The 17,450-nt window shown below is 62.0% G+C and carries 17 protein-coding genes and 1 tRNA gene; 11 read left to right on the forward strand and 7 right to left on the reverse strand.

The window, feature by feature from the left end; translation table 11 throughout:
• Positions 1-318 precede the first annotated feature (318 nt).
• The 6 genes from AADW18_RS06625 to AADW18_RS06650 form a co-directional block, all read right to left on the reverse strand.
• On the reverse strand, positions 319-1,665 hold the full coding sequence (locus AADW18_RS06625; protein WP_337342566.1) for a HAMP domain-containing sensor histidine kinase: 1,347 nt from the start codon (positions 1,663-1,665) through the stop codon (positions 319-321).
• Entirely contained in the window at positions 1,652-2,335 is a 684-nt protein-coding gene (locus tag AADW18_RS06630) for a response regulator transcription factor (protein ID WP_337342567.1), read from the reverse strand. Before AADW18_RS06630 ends, AADW18_RS06625 begins: the two co-directional genes overlap by 14 nt.
• Before the next feature lie 6 nt (positions 2,336-2,341).
• The gene (locus AADW18_RS06635; protein ID WP_337342568.1) at positions 2,342-2,815 is read right to left on the reverse strand and encodes a hypothetical protein; all 474 of its coding nucleotides are present in this window, start codon (positions 2,813-2,815) and stop codon (positions 2,342-2,344) included.
• A gap of 281 nt (positions 2,816-3,096) precedes the next feature.
• Complete coding sequence (rimK, locus tag AADW18_RS06640) at positions 3,097-3,972, reverse strand: 30S ribosomal protein S6--L-glutamate ligase (protein WP_337342569.1); 876 nt, start codon at positions 3,970-3,972, stop codon at positions 3,097-3,099.
• A 93-nt stretch (positions 3,973-4,065) separates the two neighbouring features.
• A tRNA-Gly gene (locus tag AADW18_RS06645) sits at positions 4,066-4,139 on the reverse strand.
• 84 nt (positions 4,140-4,223) lie between these two features.
• Positions 4,224-6,020: an autotransporter domain-containing protein gene (locus tag AADW18_RS06650; RefSeq protein WP_337342745.1), complete on the reverse strand. Its 1,797-nt coding sequence runs from the start codon at positions 6,018-6,020 to the stop codon at positions 4,224-4,226.
• A 298-nt stretch (positions 6,021-6,318) separates the two neighbouring features.
• Here AADW18_RS06650 and thiS point away from each other — a divergent pair, with 298 nt between their 5' ends.
• The 5 genes from thiS (at position 6,319) to AADW18_RS06675 (ending at position 10,597) form a co-directional block, all read left to right on the forward strand.
• Complete coding sequence (thiS, locus tag AADW18_RS06655) at positions 6,319-6,519, forward strand: sulfur carrier protein ThiS (protein ID WP_337342570.1); 201 nt, start codon at positions 6,319-6,321, stop codon at positions 6,517-6,519.
• A 91-nt stretch (positions 6,520-6,610) separates the two neighbouring features.
• Positions 6,611-7,405 (forward strand): thiazole synthase, encoded by a 795-nt coding sequence (locus tag AADW18_RS06660; RefSeq protein ID WP_337342571.1) that lies wholly within the window; start codon positions 6,611-6,613, stop codon positions 7,403-7,405.
• A gap of 1 nt (position 7,406) precedes the next feature.
• Complete coding sequence (gene trmB, locus AADW18_RS06665; RefSeq protein WP_337342572.1) at positions 7,407-8,192, forward strand: tRNA (guanosine(46)-N7)-methyltransferase TrmB; 786 nt, start codon at positions 7,407-7,409, stop codon at positions 8,190-8,192.
• Between the two features lie 81 nt (positions 8,193-8,273).
• A complete protein-coding gene (locus AADW18_RS06670) occupies positions 8,274-10,133 on the forward strand; it encodes an SLC13 family permease (RefSeq protein WP_337342573.1) in 1,860 nt (619 codons plus the stop codon).
• Positions 10,134-10,165: 32 nt separating this feature from the next.
• Complete coding sequence (locus tag AADW18_RS06675) at positions 10,166-10,597, forward strand: ACT domain-containing protein (protein ID WP_346842725.1); 432 nt, start codon at positions 10,166-10,168, stop codon at positions 10,595-10,597.
• A 111-nt stretch (positions 10,598-10,708) separates the two neighbouring features.
• Here the strand turns inward: AADW18_RS06675 and AADW18_RS06680 are convergent, their stop codons facing one another.
• A complete protein-coding gene (locus AADW18_RS06680) occupies positions 10,709-11,008 on the reverse strand; it encodes a Rieske (2Fe-2S) protein (protein WP_337342747.1) in 300 nt (99 codons plus the stop codon).
• A 113-nt stretch (positions 11,009-11,121) separates the two neighbouring features.
• On the opposite strand from AADW18_RS06680, the gene AADW18_RS06685 reads away from it, so the two are divergent.
• From AADW18_RS06685 to AADW18_RS06710, 6 genes are all read left to right on the forward strand, one after another.
• Positions 11,122-11,394 carry a hypothetical protein gene (locus tag AADW18_RS06685; protein WP_337342574.1) on the forward strand — a complete coding sequence of 91 codons (273 nt, stop codon included), beginning with the start codon at positions 11,122-11,124 and terminating at the stop codon, positions 11,392-11,394.
• Positions 11,395-11,442: 48 nt separating this feature from the next.
• Positions 11,443-12,153 carry a fumarylacetoacetate hydrolase family protein gene (locus tag AADW18_RS06690; RefSeq protein ID WP_337342575.1) on the forward strand — a complete coding sequence of 237 codons (711 nt, stop codon included), beginning with the start codon at positions 11,443-11,445 and terminating at the stop codon, positions 12,151-12,153.
• Positions 12,154-12,400: 247 nt separating this feature from the next.
• The gene (mscL, locus tag AADW18_RS06695) at positions 12,401-12,802 is read left to right on the forward strand and encodes a large-conductance mechanosensitive channel protein MscL (protein ID WP_337342748.1); all 402 of its coding nucleotides are present in this window, start codon (positions 12,401-12,403) and stop codon (positions 12,800-12,802) included.
• A gap of 81 nt (positions 12,803-12,883) precedes the next feature.
• Positions 12,884-14,290: a M28 family peptidase gene (locus AADW18_RS06700; RefSeq protein WP_337342576.1), complete on the forward strand. Its 1,407-nt coding sequence runs from the start codon at positions 12,884-12,886 to the stop codon at positions 14,288-14,290.
• Positions 14,291-14,361: 71 nt separating this feature from the next.
• Entirely contained in the window at positions 14,362-15,411 is a 1,050-nt protein-coding gene (locus AADW18_RS06705) for a LacI family DNA-binding transcriptional regulator (protein ID WP_337342577.1), read from the forward strand.
• Positions 15,412-15,545: 134 nt separating this feature from the next.
• Positions 15,546-16,748 (forward strand): AGE family epimerase/isomerase, encoded by a 1,203-nt coding sequence (locus AADW18_RS06710; protein WP_337342578.1) that lies wholly within the window; start codon positions 15,546-15,548, stop codon positions 16,746-16,748.
• Positions 16,749-17,450 lie beyond the last annotated feature (702 nt).

Raw genomic sequence — 17,450 nt, forward strand, 5'->3', positions numbered from 1 at the left:
TGCCCTTGGATCCATGCACATCGGACGAGAGCAGCGGAGCGAGCTCCGCTCTACGAGAGGCGCCTCACTCTGGCGTAGAGCCGAGCTTGCTCGGCTGCTCTTGGATCCATGCACATCGGGCGAAGAGCAGCGGAGCAAGCTCCGCTCTACGAGAAGCACCTCGCTCTGATGTAGAGCCGAGCTTGCTCGGCTGCATTGTCAGCGCCCGAGAAGTTCCGAAAGAACAGCAGAGCCACGAGGCGATGCAAGCACAAATTCTGCTCTACCACAGGCAGCCCTTCGTTATCGCCCGCCGTTGCGACGGCCTCATCGCTATCGTCACGGCAAGAATGCGGGGCGCGGAGCAAACCGCAGCGTGGCGATTACTCCCTTTTCTTCGCCGGGACGCACGCTTACCTGCCAACCGTATAAGTCGCAGAGTCGGCTGACGATCGACAGGCCGATGCCGCCGCCCTGCGAGTGGCCGGCGTGAGTGCCGCGGTATCCGCGTTCAAACAAGCGTGCAGCGTCTTCAGGACTCAGGCCGGGACCCGAGTCGATGACTTCCACGCTGTCGGGCAACAGTTTCACCACCACCTCGCCTTCCAGGGTGTATTTCACCGCGTTGCCGATCAGGTTGCCCAGCGCGACCGATAACGCGGCCTCTGGCGCATCGATCCTCAATCGGCATTCGCCCTCCACCCGCAGCGTCAACGGCTTGCCGCCAAGCTGGGCGCGATGCGCATCCAGCAACTGTTCGACCACTTTGGCCACATCGGTATTGCCGTGGCCACGTTCGCTGCGAGACAGCAGCAGCAACGCACTGATCAAGTCGGTGCACTGCTGCTCGGCGCGCTGGATGCGCTGGATGCGCGTCTTGGTTTTGTCGTCGAGATCCGGCCGCGACAACAACAACTCGACGGACCCGCGGATGATGGCCAACGGCGTGCGTAGCTCGTGGCTGACATCGGCGTTGAATTCGCGATCGCGTTGCACGACTTCGGTCAGGCGATCGGAGTAGTCGTCCAGGGCTTCGGCCAATTGGCCGACCTCGTCTTCCGGAAAGTGCGGTGCGAGCGGCTGTGGATCGCTGCTGCCGCGATAGGCGCGCAGGCGCGCTGCCAGCTCCGATACAGGACTCATCACACGCGATGCCGCCCACCAGCCGACCAGCAGCGACAGCACGCTGAACAACAAAACAGATATGTAGAGGGCGCGATTGAGCTGTTCCTGACCCCGTAGCGTCTGGGTTATGTCATAGGCGAGAAAAAACCACTCTTCCGGCGTCTTTCTCACTGCTAGCTTGTAGGCGAACGGCGACCCGTTATCGTCCCTGCCACTCAGTTGATGGATGCCATCCGGCAGTTCATACCAATCCGGCTGGTCGACACGCAGCGCCTCGAACTTTTCCCGCTTGACCACTCGCCCGTACATCTGCTGAACCTGCAGCTCAGGGTTCGTCTGCGGATCCTGGAAGTACTTCCGTGCGAACTCATCGATATTGCGGTTCATTACATCTTCGATGAGCTGGTCTTCTACACGTTGCCTTGCGTAGTCAGTCAAATACGCGAACAGCGCCGTCAATCCCGTACCGAACAGGAGAAAGGACAGGATGATGCGAGTGCGTAGCCGGCGGCGGAATCTGACCGCTCGCCGGGTGCGTTTGGGTGGATCAGCTGCTGGCATCGGGCGCAGCGATGCGGTAACCGATCCCGTGGCGGGTCTGGATATATGGATTGTCGAACGGCTTGTCTACGACGGCGCGCAGACCATGGATGTGCACACGCAGCGAATCGGAATCCGGTAGTTCTTCGCCCCACACCCGCGTTTCCAGCTCTTGCCGAGTCACCACCGCAGGGGACGCCTCCATCAGCGCCTGCAGGATCTTTAACGCGGTGGGATTGAGCTGGAGCAACTTGCTCTGCCGACGCACTTCCAGCGTGTCCAGGTTGTATTCCAACTCGCCGACTTCCAGCACCCGGGTCTGCACGCCCTTGCCTCGACGGGACAGCGCGTTGAGCCTGACCTCGACTTCCTGCAGCGCGAACGGCTTGATCAAGTAGTCATCGGCCCCGGAATCGAATCCGGCCAGTTTGTTGTCCAGTGAATCGCGCGCCGTAAGCATCAGCACCGGCGTCTGCTTACGTGCTTCGTTGCGAAGCTTGCGGCAGACCTCCAACCCATCCATGCCCGGAAGGTTCAAGTCCAGCACGATGGCGTCGAACTCATGGACCACTGCCAAGTGCAGGCCGGTAACGCCGTCAGCGGCGAAATCCACCGTATGGCCACGCTCTTCCAGGTAGTCGCCGATATTGGCGGCAATATCGCTGTTGTCTTCTATGACCAGGATGCGCATCAGGCATCAGCCTCCTTTGTTGTAGGTGCCCGTCGGATTGCGACGCATCGCATCCTGTGCGTCTTGCGCCTCGCGGCGCCGTTCGGCAACGGTTTTGCACTGAGTGGTGGTTCGCAAGGAACCGATCGTTGCTTCTCGCCGGCAGATCAATCGGCTGTCGGCAGCAGCCTGACCGAGTATCTGGTTGATGAGGTTCTGCTCGTTCAACAATTTGGTCTGCTCGACCTTATTCAAGGTATCGCCGCCACTTTTGCTCAAGGCAGTCGCGATCTGGGCCAGCGCTTGGCGGACCTGGGAACGGTCTTCCTGACTGATCTCGGCGTATGTCTCGCCGTCGTTCAATGCCTTTTCGATGCTGTCCATCTGCGCCAGGAACGGCTGGTCCAGATCCAAGGCTTTAGGCTTTTCCGAATTCGGTTTGGCGGCGTGGGCGGTGACCGCCGCTGCAATCATCACCACTGCGAGGATCAACCGGTACATGTGCTGCGCCTTGTCATGAGGAAGAGGAAGGGATGAATGTAGCCAGCCCCGCCCATAGCAGCAAGTGTCGCCTGAGAGCGCAAAAAACGAGGCCCAAGCGGGTGGTCACCCGCTTGGGCCAAACTAATGCCCCGATTACCGTAATCCTGTGCTTTCCAGATAGAGCCACTGGGAGGAACGCAGAGCTGCGGTCCGGACAAGGCTACGCGGTTTTCGATTAAACGACTGTTAAAGACATAGTTAAATTTACGTGAAACAAGCACAAAGGCTGAACCGGGACCCTATTCAGATTTGGCGGCCACGTACTCGATAATCCGGCCAGCCACATCCACGTTGCAGACCGCTTCTATGCCCTCCAGGCCTGGCGTCGAATTGACCTCCAGCACCATGGGGCCTCGCCGGGAGCGGATCAGGTCCACGCCAGCCACCCTCAGGCCCAAGACCTCGGCGGCCCGGATTGCCATCGATTTTTCGTCCTGAGTGGCCTCCACCGGCTCCGCTGTCCCGCCGCGATGCAGGTTGGAACGAAAATCGCCTTCAGGCGCCTGCCGTCGCATGGTTGCCACGACCTGGCTACCCACCACGAAGCAGCGCAGGTCGGCGCCCTCCGCCTCGCCGATGAATTCCTGCACCACGAAGTTGGCGTACAGCCCGCGCAGCGCCTCCACCACGCCACGCGATGCGGATAACTTCTCCGTCAGCATCACACCCGCGCCCTGGGTGCCCTCATTGAGTTTGATCACGTGCGGCGGCGGGCCCAGCATGGAAAGCAGATCGGCGGTGTCATCGGGATTGTCCCCGAACACGGTCACCGGCAAGCCGATGCCTTGCGCGGCCAGCAGTTGGTGCGCGCGCAGTTTGTCGCGGGCACGCAGGATGGCGTCGGATGGATTGGGCGTGTAACTACCCATCATCTCGAACTGGCGCAACACGGCGGTACCGTAGCGGGTGATCGATGCACCGATCCGCGGAATCACCGCGTCGTAGCCGCCGACCGGCTTGCCCTTGTAGTGCACGGTGAAACCTTCCGACGAAATACGCATGTAGCAGCGCAGCGGATCCAGCACTCTCACGCTGTGGCCGCGTTCGCGCGCCGCTTCCACAAGCCGCCGGGTCGAATAGAGTTTGCTGTTGCGCGAAAGGACAGCCAGTTTCATGGTCGTGGGCGGCGGATCGTTAGCCGATAGCATGGCACGCCCATGCGGCCGCACGATGACGGACGAAACGGCAGCAGGCAGACGGGGGAAAGTTGGAGCGGGTGAAGGGAATCGAACCCTCGTCAGTAGCTTGGGAAGCTACAGCTCTACCATTGAGCTACACCCGCGCGACGGCGACGAGTCTATGTCGGCGCCCCGCTCCAGCGCAATGCGGCGCCGTATTTTCCCGGCGCCGCATTGCGAATTGCAGATCAGAAGCCGCCACTGAGCGTGACGAATGCCGTCGTGTTGGTGCCACCTTCCTGATTCACGGTGGTGCTCACGCCGAGGTCGGCGGCCAATCCGAACACCTGGCTCTTGGCGCCCAGCACCACGGTTCCGTAATTGCGGTCCATCTGCAGGCCGGGCACCGCATAAGGCTGCGTGCCAGGCAGCGACTGCAGCTGGGCGACGACTTCCGTAGCCGCTTCTTCGAACTCGTGGTCGTAGGTCATCCGTGCGTAGGGGCGCATATGGTCGGTGATGGTGTAGGTGGCCTGCCAACCCAGGCTACCGATCAACGAATCGAAATCCTGATCCGGATACGCCAGCGCGGTCGAACTGGCATTGTTTTCAGCATAGCCGTCCAGCTTGATCCGCTGCGCCAGCAGGCTGGCGACAGGTCCATGGCGCAGCTCGCCCTCACCCATTTCGAAGCCGGCACTCAGGCCGACGCTCAGATTGGTGCCGTCCGGCGATCCGCTGTGGCGACGAGTGACGTCACCCAGTTGGACTTCGCGATCGACATCGTAGGAAATCCAGCTGTAGCTGACCTGCGCGTTGGCCCAGGCGCTTTCGCCGTACCAGCCGGCGAAACCACCCAGCGTGGCGTCGGACTCGTCGAAGCTGCCGCCCCGGCGACCGAAATCGTAGTCGTTGCGGCCGTACCCGCCGAAGCCGCCGAACACCAACGATCCACGCGACCAGTCCACACCGAAGGTGCCCACCGGGCCCGCACCGTCATACACATTGCCGTGCCCGTAACGCAGGAAGTCCCCGCGCAGGTCACCCCACCAGCGCATGCCGTCCTCTTCCGGCTGGCCATCCACGTGGGCGAAGACCCGTTCGGCGCGTGCGCGGCCGTGCACCGAGGCGGTATACGGCAACAACGCGATCTGGCGCGGACCTTCAAGCACCGAAACCGCGTAGTCGGCCAGGATCGAGTGAGCCTTGGACGAGGGATGCACGCCGTCCGCGAAGGCGTAGGTATCCGCCGCATTCGGCGTGGCGTAGTTCAGCGGGCTGCAGGTAACGGCCGATGCCGTGAGCTGCGGATTGCAGGCGGTGCCGGTCACGTTGCCGAACCCGTAGTCCGCCGGGCTGGCGACGATTTCCTGCAACAGGTGAAAGGTATCCAACGGAATCACGCGCAAGCCGGCGCTGTTCAAGCCGGCATAAAGGGCGCTGTTATAGGTGTTGGCCAGCTGGGTCGCGGTAGCGGAAGCCACGGCGCCCTGCGCGCGGAACGAAGGCGTCGCGCCCAGATCCGGCACCGTGGGTACCAGCACATAACGCGCTCCCGCATTCTGCAGCGCCCCTACGGCACCCACCTGCGCGGTCACCGCGCCCGCGATGGTCGCTTGCGCCGGAGCACCCGCCGCTACGGCGAACAGATCGTTGGCGCCGCCCCACACCGTATAGAGGGCATTGGGATCGGCACGGCCGCCCGTGCTGGCCAGGTAACTGGTGACTCGGCTGGCGACCGAGGGAATGGGGCCAAGCGCACCGCTGGTATTGGTGCCTACGCGGGCACCACCCACCGCGTAGTTGGTGCCGCCCTGGTTGGCGCTAACCGCGTTGCCGCCGTAGTACTCGGCCACGTATTCGGACCACACCAGGCCGGGATTGGTGGTGAAGCGCCCCAGGATGGCCGCTGACGGACCGACCGCCTGCACCAATGCCGGCCTGAAGTGGCCGGAATCAGTCAGGCTGTCGCCAAAGAAGACGGTTTGCGAATAAGCATTGTTCTGTGCCAATGCAGGTGCCGCAACGGCCAGCGCGACAGCCAGCAACGAGCGGACAGGCGATTTGGAAAGCTTCATGGATTCTCCGGGGCAATGGGAATAAGGATGGGTATCAGGACGTGCAGAAGCGCGCCGGATTCTGCCGTACGGCTGCGCATGGCGCGCATCGTTTCATCAAGTCCGGGGCTGTTCACGCTGCACCGCGGCATCGTCCCGACTCCCGTGTCGGGCGTGCCGGCTCTCCGCTGGCGTCTCCGCTGGCATGGCTGAAGCGCTTCCTTACCCAGCCATTTCATCTACTCAAGGACATGCACGCTCGGCGCCTACCAGCGACAATATCCGCATGAAAATCCAATTGAACGGGCAAGACCGCCCTCTTGGCGCCGACAGCACCATTACCGCATTGCTACTTGCCGAAGGCTTGGCCGAACGCCGGGTGGCGGTGGAAGTAAATGGCGAAATCATTCCCCGCGGCCAGCACGGCACCCATGTTCTACAGGCGGGGGATCGCGTGGAAATCGTCCATGCGTTAGGCGGCGGCTAACCATTCGCGCCAGGCATCCACCTGTTATCTCCCACGATCGCAATCCAATGCCTGCGGCCCTTAATGGGCGAACATCGGCGATAATCCCGGAATGCCCCACACTCATCCGACCGACCCGCTCATCATTGCGGGCAAAACCTATCGTTCCCGCCTGCTGACCGGCACCGGAAAATTCAAGGATTTCGAGGAAACACGTTTGGCGACGGACGCCGCCGGCGCCGAAATCGTCACCGTGGCCATCCGCCGCACCAACCTGGGCCAATCGCCCAACGAGCCCAACCTGCTCGATGTGCTGCCGCCGGACCGCTACACGATTCTTCCCAACACCGCCGGCTGCTACACCGCTGACGATGCCGTGCGCACCTGCCGCCTGGCGCGCGAGCTGCTCGATGGCCACAAGCTGGTCAAGCTGGAAGTGCTGGGCGACCAGAAAACCCTGTATCCCGATGTCGTGCAGACCCTGGTGGCCGCCGAAAAGCTGGTCGCCGATGGTTTCGACGTCATGGTCTACACCAGCGACGATCCCATCCTCGCCCGCAAGCTGGAGGAAATCGGTTGCGTGGCGGTGATGCCGCTGGCCGCGCCGATCGGCTCCGGGCTGGGTATCCAGAACCGATACAACCTGCTGGAAATCATCGAGAACGCCAAGGTGCCCGTCTTGGTCGACGCCGGTGTAGGCACCGCATCCGATGCCGCCATCGCCATGGAACTGGGTTGCGACGGCGTACTGATGAACACCGCCATCGCGGGCGCGAAGAATCCAATCCTGATGGCCAGCGCGATGCGCAAGGCCGTCGAGGCCGGGCGTGAAGCGTTCCTCGCCGGACGCATCCCGCGCCGGCGGAATGCATCTGCTTCCAGCCCTATCGATGGACTGATCGGCTGAGATGACCGATCCCTTCTCCAGCTCTGGCGCCAAGACCCCACCCAAGCCCTTCACCGTGGAAGAAGGCCGCCGCCAGATACGCAGCTTCGTGCTGCGGCAGGGACGCTTCACCGAAGCCCAGCAGCGGGCCTTCGAAACCTTGTGGCCTCGCTATGGCTTGGACTACGAAGGAAAGCCGCGCGACTACGATGCCGTGTTCGGCCGCCAGGCACCGCGCGTGCTGGAAATCGGGTTCGGCAATGGCGAGGCGCTTCGCTACGCCGTGGCCAACGACACCGCGCGCGACTACATCGGCATCGAAGTACACGCCCCTGGTGTCGGCCGTCTGTTGAACGCCTTGGCCGAGGACGGCAGCGACCACGTTCGCCTGTACCACCACGACGCTGTCGAGGTGCTGCGCAACGAAGTGCCCGATGGCGCGTTGGACGAAGTGCGCATCTACTTCCCCGATCCGTGGCACAAGAAACGCCACAACAAGCGCCGCCTGATTCAACCCGAGTTCGCCGCACTGCTGGTGTCCAAGTTGCGCGGCGGTGGCCGCTTGCACGCGGCTACCGACTGGCAGGACTATGCCGAGCAGATGTGGGACGTACTGGACGCCACGCCTGGCCTGAGCAATCGAGCGGGACCACGCGGCCATGTGCCGCGGCCGGCTTGGCGGCCGCAGACGCATTTCGAAACCCGCGGCCAGAAGCTTGGCCATGGGGTGTGGGACTTGCTCTATGACCGGCAATCGGGAATAGAGAACAAGGAATCGGAGAAGCAACTGCCTCCGCCGTCCGGATAGCGCCCATATACGTTCGCTTTTTCTGCTTTTGCTATTTCGCTTTTGCTTTTCCCCATTCCCGATTCCCGGCTCCCCGCCCTCATGGAAAACGCGCTAACGCTGACCAACGACATGAAGCTCGTTCTCGGGCTGGTCGTGTTCACGATGGCGATGTTCCTGTTCGAACGCATTCGCGGCGATCTGGTGGCCTTGGTGGTGCTGGTGGTGCTGGGCGTCACCGGTCTGATCGCACCGGAAGAAATCTTTGGCGGTTTCTCCGGTAACGCGGTCATGAGCATCATGGCCACCATGATCCTGGGTGCGGGATTGGACCGTACCGGCGCGTTGAACCGGTTGGCGTCGTGGCTGCTGCGGCGAGGGCACGGCATCGAACAGCGGCTGATGATCATGACCGCCGCCATCGCCGGCCTCAATTCGTCCTTCATGCAAAACCCATCGGTGATGGCGCTGTACCTGCCGGTGGCTTCGCGCCTGTCCTCGCGCACCGGGCTGTCGCTGCAACGGTTGTTGTTTCCGATTTCCGCCGCGATCGTGATGGGCGGCGCGCTGACCATGGTCGGCAATTCGCCGCTGATCCTGTTGAACGACTTACTGGTATCAGCCAATAACAACCTGCCTTCGGGCATGGCCACGCTGGAGCCGCTGCGCATGTTCGCGCCGCTGCCAATCGGTGTGACGCTGCTGGCGGCGTCGCTGCTGTACTTCCGCTTCTACGGCGACAAGAAGCTCAAGGACGAGACCGAGACTTCGGTGACGCCTGCACGCACCGAGAGCTATTTCGCCAATACCTATGGCATCGAAGGCGATGTGTTCGAGCTCGTGGTCTCGGCTGAAAGTCCGTTGGTGGGCATGTCACTGGGCGAAGCCGAAGCATTGCATGACGCCCCGTTGATGCTGGCACTGCAGACCGGCAACGACACGCGGTTGGCGCCGCCAGCCGATATGCGCATCTGGGTGGGCAGCGTACTGGGAGTGATGGGGCCACGGCAGCAGGTGCACGATTTCGCGCAGAATCAATTCCTGCGCATGTCATCACGGCTGCGCCATTTTGGCGACCTGTTCAATCCCAGCCGCGCCGGTATTTCCGAAGCCGTGGTGCCGCCTACTTCCAAGTTCATCGGCAAGACCGCGGCTGACCTGCGCCTGCGCAAGCAGGCTGGCATCAGTTTGCTGGCGATCAATCGCGACAAGAAAGTGATGCGCGAGGACGTGCGCGAAGTGCCGCTACGCGCCGGCGACATGCTCGTGTTCCACAGCATCTGGCAGGATCTGGGTCAGGCCGCGGAGAGCCGCGACTTCGTCGTGGTGACCGACTATCCGAAAGGCGAGCAGCGCCCGCATAAATTCAAGATCGCCATGAGCATCTTCGCCATCACCATCATCATCGCGCTGACATCGAAGTTGCCCGTCTCGCTGACGCTGATGACCGGTGTGGCCGGCATGCTGTTGACGGGTGTGTTGCGGATGGATGAAGCCTATGCGGCGATCAACTGGAAAACCGTATTCCTGATGGCCGGGCTGATTCCACTGGGCTGGGCGATGGACAGCAGCGGCGCAGCCGCCTGGGTCGCCGGCCATACGGTGGAACGATTGCCGGAAGGCATCCCGGTCTGGGCGCTGGAAATCGCTATCGCGCTGCTGACTACGGCGTTCTCGCTGGTGATCAGCCACGTGGGCGCGACCATCGTGATGGTGCCGATGGCGATCAACCTGGCCTTGGCGGCGGGTGGCAACCCCACCGCGTTCGCACTGATCGTCGCACTGTCTGCGTCCAACAACCTGATGACCGCTTCCAACCCGGTTATCTCGATGGTGACCGGGCCGGCGAACTACAACTCCAAGCAACTCTGGCGCGTAGGTGCACCACTGTCGCTGATCTACACGCTAGTGGTGGTGGCTGCGGTCAATGCGCTGTTCTGGTTCAACGGGCGAGCCGGTTGAGCACGGCGCCTGCTCCTGCGATTTCTTTATCGTTGAAGGTATTGCGGGATACCTTCGCGGTCGTTCGTTTGAATCCTGATGATGTATTGCCATCCTGGTTCCAACCGAAAGGTTTTCGCACGGTGTCGTGGACAGCCGAAGAGTTGTCGATCCTCTGCGAACAAGCGATGGTGCCGGCAGACGTATCGGCCGAACGCGATTGGCGCTGCCTGATGTTGCAGGGCCCATTCCCGTTCGAACTGACCGGCATTTTGCTGGCGGTCCTGGCGCCATTGGCGGAAGCCGGTATCGGCATCTTCGCCTTGTCCACCTTCGACACCGACTACGTGCTGGTGAAGGAAGCCGCGCTGGAATCCGCCTTGGATGCCTTGCGCCGCAGCGGGCACCATGTCATCCACGAAAGCACGGATGATTCCTTGTGGGAGTGGTGCCGGCATGCTGGCACCGGTAAGTCGCGACCGTAAACATCAACGTCGCGACTTACGTCGCTACCACAAGGCAGCTGTACCGCCATCCGGTTTGACGATCAACGTACGATCTCGGCTCTACGAGAGGCGGAGCCTCTTCCACCTGTCCTACGCCAGGCGAACCTCACCCTCAACAACGGTCACAGCCACCGCGCGCAGTGAGTCGCCCCTGCAAGGCCCGGCCACGCATAGGCCATCGCCGAGTTCGAACGACGCCCCATGGGCCGCGCAGACCAGATGACCTTCCTTGCTTTTCAAGAACTTACCTGGCGCCCAATCCAGTCGCCGCCCAGCGTGTGGGCAAACGTTGAGCCAGGCACGGACGGTCTGGCCCTGCCGGAAGAGCACCAACGACTCGGCATCGCCGTCAATAACCGCTTCGACTTCGGCGAATCCGCCATCCTCCAGATGATCGAATGTGATCAGCGGCGCACCGTTTAACGAAGTTCTCACACCGTCATCTTTTCGTCATCCGATACTGGCGCACCGGTTCCAACCCCATTTTGGCACGACCCGATCTGATGTCCGCATACTTCCACTTCAACAACTTCCGTTCCGCCTTTGCTCCGCGCAAACCGCGTCATCCGCTACTGCGCCTGGCATTTGGCTTGTTGGGATTGGCGCTGCTATGCGTGCTGGTGTTCTTCAGTGTCTTCGTCGGCGCCGCAATGATCGCGGGTGGCCTGCTTTACAAATTGCTGCGTCAGCGCGGCAAGCCCGTCGCTCGCGATGCGAATGTGGTGGACGGCGAGTACCGCGTGATCCGCAAGCCGGCGATGCCACTGTCGCGATAAACTGGCCGGCCTCTTCGCCAGCCAGCATCCGGCTTAGTGCCGGGAACCATGACCGATATCGTTCCTGCTTCGCCAACCCCGCGCGTACCCGTTCGCGGCGGCGGCACGTTCCCTGTCCGCCGCATCTTCTGCGTTGGCCGCAATTTCGCCGACCATGCCAAGGAAATGGGCGCTGCCGCGCCGACATCCAAAGCCGAACGCGGCCAGCCAGTGTTCTTCCACAAACCTGCCGATGCGATCGTCATCGATGGCGCCGACGTGCCCTACCCGTCCGCTACCCAGGATCTGCATCATGAGGTCGAACTGGTGGTGGCGCTCGGCAAAGATGCGCCGCCCGGAATACTGGACCGAGCCCAAGCGCAGGCGCTGGTGATCGCCTACGGCGTCGGGTTGGACCTGACCCGCCGCGACCTGCAGGCGGCGGCAAAAGCCAAAGGGTTGCCGTGGGACACCGGTAAAGGCTTCGATCATTCGGCGCCCATCAGCGAATTGGTATTGGCCGAACAGGTCACCGATCTGGGTTCGCGTTCGTTGACGCTCGATATCAATGGCGACCGGCGCCAGCAGGGCTCGCTCACCGATCTGATCTGGGATGTGCCGGACATCCTTCATGAGCTGTCGAAGCTGTACGCGCTGCGCACGGGCGACCTGGTATTCATGGGCACGCCGGCCGGCGTTGGGCCGCTGGTGATCGGCGATCATTTCGTCGCCGCGCTGGAAGGCGTCGCCGAGTTGAAGGGCACCATCGTCGCCAGCTGAAGGTTTTGCAGGAATGGTGCCGGCATGCCGGCATCGGTGAGTCGCGTCCGCACAGCTAAAGCTTTGGACACGGATCAACGCAGATCCAAACGGATTAAGCGCTATATATTTCTATGCGCTTTTTATCCGCGTTGATCCGTGTCAGAACGCTTTTTCCCTTCGCGACTCACGTCGCTCCTACAAGGACATGTTCCTACGCTATAGTTTCTGCCGGTGGCGTGTCGACGCCGTGATCGAGGAATCCAGCATGGGCATGATCAGCGAGTTCAAGGAATTCGTTTCACGCGGCAATGTGGTGGACCTGGCGGTGGGCGTGGTGATTGGCGCCGCCTTCGGCAAGATCGTCAGCAGTCTGGTCGACGGCCTGGTGATGCCCACGGTAGGCCTGCTGACGGGCGGAGTGAAATTCAGTGATCTGGCGGTTACCTTGCGGGAAGCGCAGATCGATGCGGCGGGTAAAGAGATCGCGCCGGCGCTGCTGCTTAAATATGGCGCGTTCCTGCAGACACTCATCGACTTCCTGCTGATTGCCCTGGTGATTTTCCTGTTCCTGAAAGCGTACAACCGCGTGCGCACACCCGCGCCGGCAGCGGCAACGCCCGAAGACGTGCTGCTGCTGCGCGAGATCCGCGATTCCTTGAAGAAGTAGAACGCAGAAATGGATTCTGCGGACTAGCCGGGAACACCTGCCTCCACTAAGCTCGCGGCTTCTTCTTTCACGGGAATTCGCATGCGCCTTGTACCGCTTCTGCTCGCCCTTGGCCTGACCGGCACCGCTTTCGCCGCCGAGCGCGAAACCCGTATTCCCGAGGCAGCGCTGACTGCCGCGGCGCAACTGCGCGAGCAGGCACTGGCGGACAACACGGGTTGGAACGTGGTGGAGTCGCTGACGACCGAAGTCGGGCCGCGCCTGGCGGGCAGCGAGGCCGATGCTCGGGCGGTGGCTTGGGCGCAAGCCAAGTTCAAGGCGCTGGGTTTCGACAAAGTCTGGCTCGAGCCGGTGACCTTCCCCAAGTGGGAACGGCGTGGCGAAACCGCCGCTGTCCTTGGCAGTTATGCGCAACCACTGACGGTTACCGCGCTAGGTGGCAGTCCCGCGGGTACCGTCGAAGGCGAAGTGGTGCGCTTTGCCGATCTGGCCGCGCTCGAAGCAGCGCCGGAAGGGTCACTAGCCGGCAAGATCGCTTTCGTCGACTACCAGATGAAGGCCGCGCGCGACGGCAGCGACTACAGCAACGGTGGCGCGATCCGCTCGAAGGGTCCTTCGGCCGCCATTCGCAAGGGCGCCGCCGGTTATCTGATGCGCTCGGCCGGCACCGATTCGCATCGCCTGCCGCACACTGGCATCACCCGCTTCGATGACGGCCTGACGCCGGTCCCGTCAGCGGCATTGTCGGTGCCAGACGCCAATCAGCTGGCGCGATTGGTAGCCCGCGGAACCACGCGCATCCGCATGGCACTGGATTGCGGCTGGGATGGCGAAGCCACTTCGCACAATGTCATCGGAGAAATCACCGGACGCAGCAAACCCGACGAAGTGGTGCTGATCGGTGGACACCTGGATTCTTGGGACCTGGGTACTGGCGCGATCGACGACGGCGCGGGCGTGGCCCTCACCATGGCCGCCGGTCACTTGATCGGAAAAATGAAACAGCCACCCAAGCGCAGCATCCGCGTGGTCGCGTTCGCCAATGAGGAACAAGGCCTGCATGGCGGCAAAGCGTATGCGGCCAACCACATGGGCGACCTTCGCAAGCATCAGATCGGCGCGGAAAGCGACTTCGGTGCCGGACGTATCTATGCGTTCAACACCGGCGCCCCTGCGCACGCACGCGCCGCTACCGAACAGATCGCGAAGGCACTGGCACCGTTGGGCATCGAATATGCGCCGGATAAAGGCGGCGCGGGTCCGGACATCAGTCCGTTCTCTGCTCAAGGCCTGGCCTGGGGCTGGCTGGCGCAGGACGGCAGCGACTACTTCGACCTGCACCACACCGCTGACGATACGCTGGACAAGATCGACCCCAAGGCGCTGGCGCAGAATGTCGCCGCCTATGCAGTCTTCGCTTATCTCGCGGCAGAGGCCGACGGCGATTTCGGCAGCGCCCCCAAGGCGGAAGCCGCGGCGAGCGAGTAAGCTTAGTGGCTGCTGCACCGTACCTCATGCGGTGCAGCAGCCCAGCTTTCCCACGGACCTGAAAGGTCGAAATGCCCAAGCGCAAACGTCCGACTGGCGGCGCGGTGACCATCCTCGATGTCGCCAAGCATGCCGGCGTATCTCCGATGACCGCGTCCCGCGTCATCAACGAGAATCCCAATGTCGGCCAGGCAATGCGCGAGCGGGTACTTGCTTCGGTCAAGATGCTGGGCTATCGCCCCAATCTGGCGGGGCGTTCCTTGCGCACCTCCAGCACCGCGCGCATTGGCGTGCTCTACAGCAATCCCAGCGCGGCATACTTGAACCAGTTCATGCTGGGCATCCTGGAACAAAGCAGTCTGAGCGGCAGCCAGGTGCTGATTGAAAAATGCAGCGGCATTCGCAGCCAGCGCGCGGCGACGCAGCGTTTGCTCGAGGCAGGTGTGGATGGGGTGATCCTGCCGCCACCGTTGTGCGACTCGCCGCAAACGCTGCAAGAACTAGACGCCCTCCATATCCCAACCATCGCCGTGGCGACGGGTGCCCCCCTGGAAGACGTCACGTCGGTGCGTATCGACGACTACCAGGGCGCCCGCGCCATGACGCGTTATCTGCTGGAACTGGGGCATCGCGACATCGGCTTCATCAAGGGCGATCCCAAGCACACGCCGACTGCTCTGCGTACAAAGGCGTTTTTCGATGTCATGGCCGAAGCCGGGATCGAAGTGCCCGCGGACTATGTTGCGCAAGGCATGTTCACCTATCGCTCCGGACTGACCGCTGCGTCGCAGTTGCTCAATCTCAAACGCCGCCCCACCGCGATCTTCTCCAGCAATGACGACATGGCGGCGGCGGCCATGGCCGTGGCTCATGGCCTGGGTTTGCGGATACCCGAAGACCTGACGGTGGTTGGTTTCGACGACACGCCGGTAGCCACCACGGTCTGGCCCGAACTGACCACCATTCATCAGCCCGTCACGGCGATGGGCCGTGCGGCGGTTTCGCTGATGCTCGAAGACATTCGCCGCAAGCGTAATGGCCGCTCCAAGAATCCTGTCCACCAGGTGATGAAGTACACCCTGGTCAAGCGGCAGTCTTCGGCGTCCCCTCGCCGGAAATGACCTGATCCACCGGTCCGCTGCCCTGTGGCATGCCTCATTAATGAGGCCCGTGGTAACCTTACCACGCCTACTGGGAAGGGCTCTGGACGAGGGCTGGCTTCGTGGGCCACTCTCTCATTTTCGGAGCAAACGACATGGTGCTAAGCCAGAACCCCGACGACGCCCAGCATCCCGATTTCCGCTCGCGCGAGTTCCTGCTTGAGCATGTCGTCAGCACCATGCGTTTCTATCACCCGCATTGCATCGATCCGAACGGCGGCTTTTTCCAGTTCTTCCGTGACGACGGCGAAATCTATGATCGCCACACCCGCCATTTGGTCAGCAGTACACGTTTCGTCTTCAACTATTCAATGGCCTACCAGGCGTTTGGTGGCGACGAGTATCGAGCCGCGGTAGCGCATGGCATCAAGTTCCTGCGCGACGCTCATCGTGATCCAGCCACCGGCGGTTACACGTGGCTGCTGCGGGACGGCGAAAAGATCGATACCACCAACCACTGCTATGGATTGGCTTTCGTCGCACTGGCTTACGCCAAGGCGGTAGAAGCAGGTTTCGCCGATGCGGCTGCGCATCTGGAGGAAACCTGGAACCTGATGGAAAAGCATTTCTGGGAGCCGCAGTACGGCCTGTATGCCGACGAGGCCGATGCAAACTGGAACCTGTCCGACTACCGCGGACAGAACGCCAACATGCACGCTTGCGAAGCGTGGCTGGCCGCCTACGAAGCCACGCGCGAGCGTCGCTATCTGGAACGCGCCGCGTTGCTCGCGGACAACATGGTCAACCGCCAGGCGGCGCTTTCCGGCGGACTGGTCTGGGAGCACTACCGTAGCGACTGGAGTGTGGATTGGGAGTACAACTTCGGCGACCGCACCAATATCTTTCGGCCCTGGGGTTACCAACCCGGACATCAGACCGAGTGGGCGAAGCTGCTTTTGATTCTCGACCGCCACGCACCCGCGGATTGGCATTTGCCGCGCGCGCGCGAACTCTTCGATCGAGCGCTGGCCTTGTCCTGGGATGAAGAGTACGGCGGCATGGTCTACGGCAACGATCGCGAAGGTCGTTTCTACGACGAAGACAAGTATTTCTGGGTGCAGGCCGAATCGCTGGCGACTGCGGCATTGCTCGCCGATCGCACCGGAGAAGCGCGCTACTGGGATTGGTACGAGCGCTTGTGGGATTACAGCTGGCGCCATTTTGTCGATCATCGCTATGGCGCGTGGTACCGCATCCTGCACCGCGACAACAGCAAGTACAGCGACGAAAAGAGTCCCGCCGGCAAGACCGATTACCACACCATGGGCGCCTGCTATGAAGTGCTGAAAGTGGTTTGATTTGCGGTCCATAGCCGCAGTTCAAATCGCTGGGCGACGCAGGTTTTGATTCTGAAGACGCTTTAGGGCTGGCGCGGGTGGCTCATCGGGCCTGATGGTTTACGCGCCTGCCGCGGGCGTCACTTGTTCTTTGCTCGTGCAAAGAAAAGTAACCAAAAGAAAGCACGCCCCTGGCGGCGCGCCCTTTGGGTACGTGTCGCCGGTGGGAATTTTCGGAAGGCACATCCATGTACCTGCCGAAAACGCCGCGCGTCGTGCGCGGCGCCCCAAGGGGTTGTACCCACCGGCGCCACCGCGCCTTAAAGGGGACCCCAAGAAGCTAGAAGCAAGAGCTAGAGCCAAGGCTTAAGAGCAACAGCAAAAACAAAGCCATAGAGCTTTGCTATTGCTTGGCTTTGGCTGTCGTTTTAGCTTTTACTTCTTGCTCTCGCTTTTGCTTTTGCTCTCCGGGGTCCCCGTTAAGGCGCGGCAAGCGGGACGGGTAAAACCCCGCTAGGGGCGGCGCACAGGATGTGCGTCGTTTTCGGCAGGCACATGGATGTGCCTTCCGAAAATTCCCGGCGCGATTGCGGACCCCGTAGGGGCGCACTGCCCGGGGCGTGCTTTCTTTTGGTTACTTTTCTTTGCACGAGCAAAGAAAAGTGACGCCCGCTGCAAGCGCGTGAACCGTCAGCTCCGACGAGCTAACCGCGCCAGCGCCGT

This window comes from Pseudoxanthomonas sp. CCNWLY206-1, assembly GCF_039710385.1.
Lineage (GTDB): Bacteria > Pseudomonadota > Gammaproteobacteria > Xanthomonadales > Xanthomonadaceae > Pseudoxanthomonas_A.

Excerpts from the sequence above, each read along its gene's own strand:
- AADW18_RS06625 (WP_337342566.1), bottom strand. The coding sequence starts at position 1,665 with ATGCCAGCAGCTGATCCACCCAAACGCACCCGGCGAGCGGTCAGATTC.
- AADW18_RS06630 (WP_337342567.1), bottom strand. The coding sequence starts at position 2,335 with ATGCGCATCCTGGTCATAGAAGACAACAGCGATATTGCCGCCAATATC.
- AADW18_RS06635 (WP_337342568.1), bottom strand. The coding sequence starts at position 2,815 with ATGTACCGGTTGATCCTCGCAGTGGTGATGATTGCAGCGGCGGTCACC.
- rimK (WP_337342569.1), bottom strand. The coding sequence starts at position 3,972 with ATGAAACTGGCTGTCCTTTCGCGCAACAGCAAACTCTATTCGACCCGG.
- thiS (WP_337342570.1), top strand. The coding sequence starts at position 6,319 with ATGAAAATCCAATTGAACGGGCAAGACCGCCCTCTTGGCGCCGACAGC.
- AADW18_RS06660 (WP_337342571.1), top strand. The coding sequence starts at position 6,611 with ATGCCCCACACTCATCCGACCGACCCGCTCATCATTGCGGGCAAAACC.
- trmB (WP_337342572.1), top strand. The coding sequence starts at position 7,407 with ATGACCGATCCCTTCTCCAGCTCTGGCGCCAAGACCCCACCCAAGCCC.
- AADW18_RS06670 (WP_337342573.1), top strand. The coding sequence starts at position 8,274 with ATGGAAAACGCGCTAACGCTGACCAACGACATGAAGCTCGTTCTCGGG.
- AADW18_RS06685 (WP_337342574.1), top strand. The coding sequence starts at position 11,122 with ATGTCCGCATACTTCCACTTCAACAACTTCCGTTCCGCCTTTGCTCCG.
- AADW18_RS06690 (WP_337342575.1), top strand. The coding sequence starts at position 11,443 with ATGACCGATATCGTTCCTGCTTCGCCAACCCCGCGCGTACCCGTTCGC.
- mscL (WP_337342748.1), top strand. The coding sequence starts at position 12,401 with ATGGGCATGATCAGCGAGTTCAAGGAATTCGTTTCACGCGGCAATGTG.
- AADW18_RS06700 (WP_337342576.1), top strand. The coding sequence starts at position 12,884 with ATGCGCCTTGTACCGCTTCTGCTCGCCCTTGGCCTGACCGGCACCGCT.
- AADW18_RS06705 (WP_337342577.1), top strand. The coding sequence starts at position 14,362 with ATGCCCAAGCGCAAACGTCCGACTGGCGGCGCGGTGACCATCCTCGAT.
- AADW18_RS06710 (WP_337342578.1), top strand. The coding sequence starts at position 15,546 with ATGGTGCTAAGCCAGAACCCCGACGACGCCCAGCATCCCGATTTCCGC.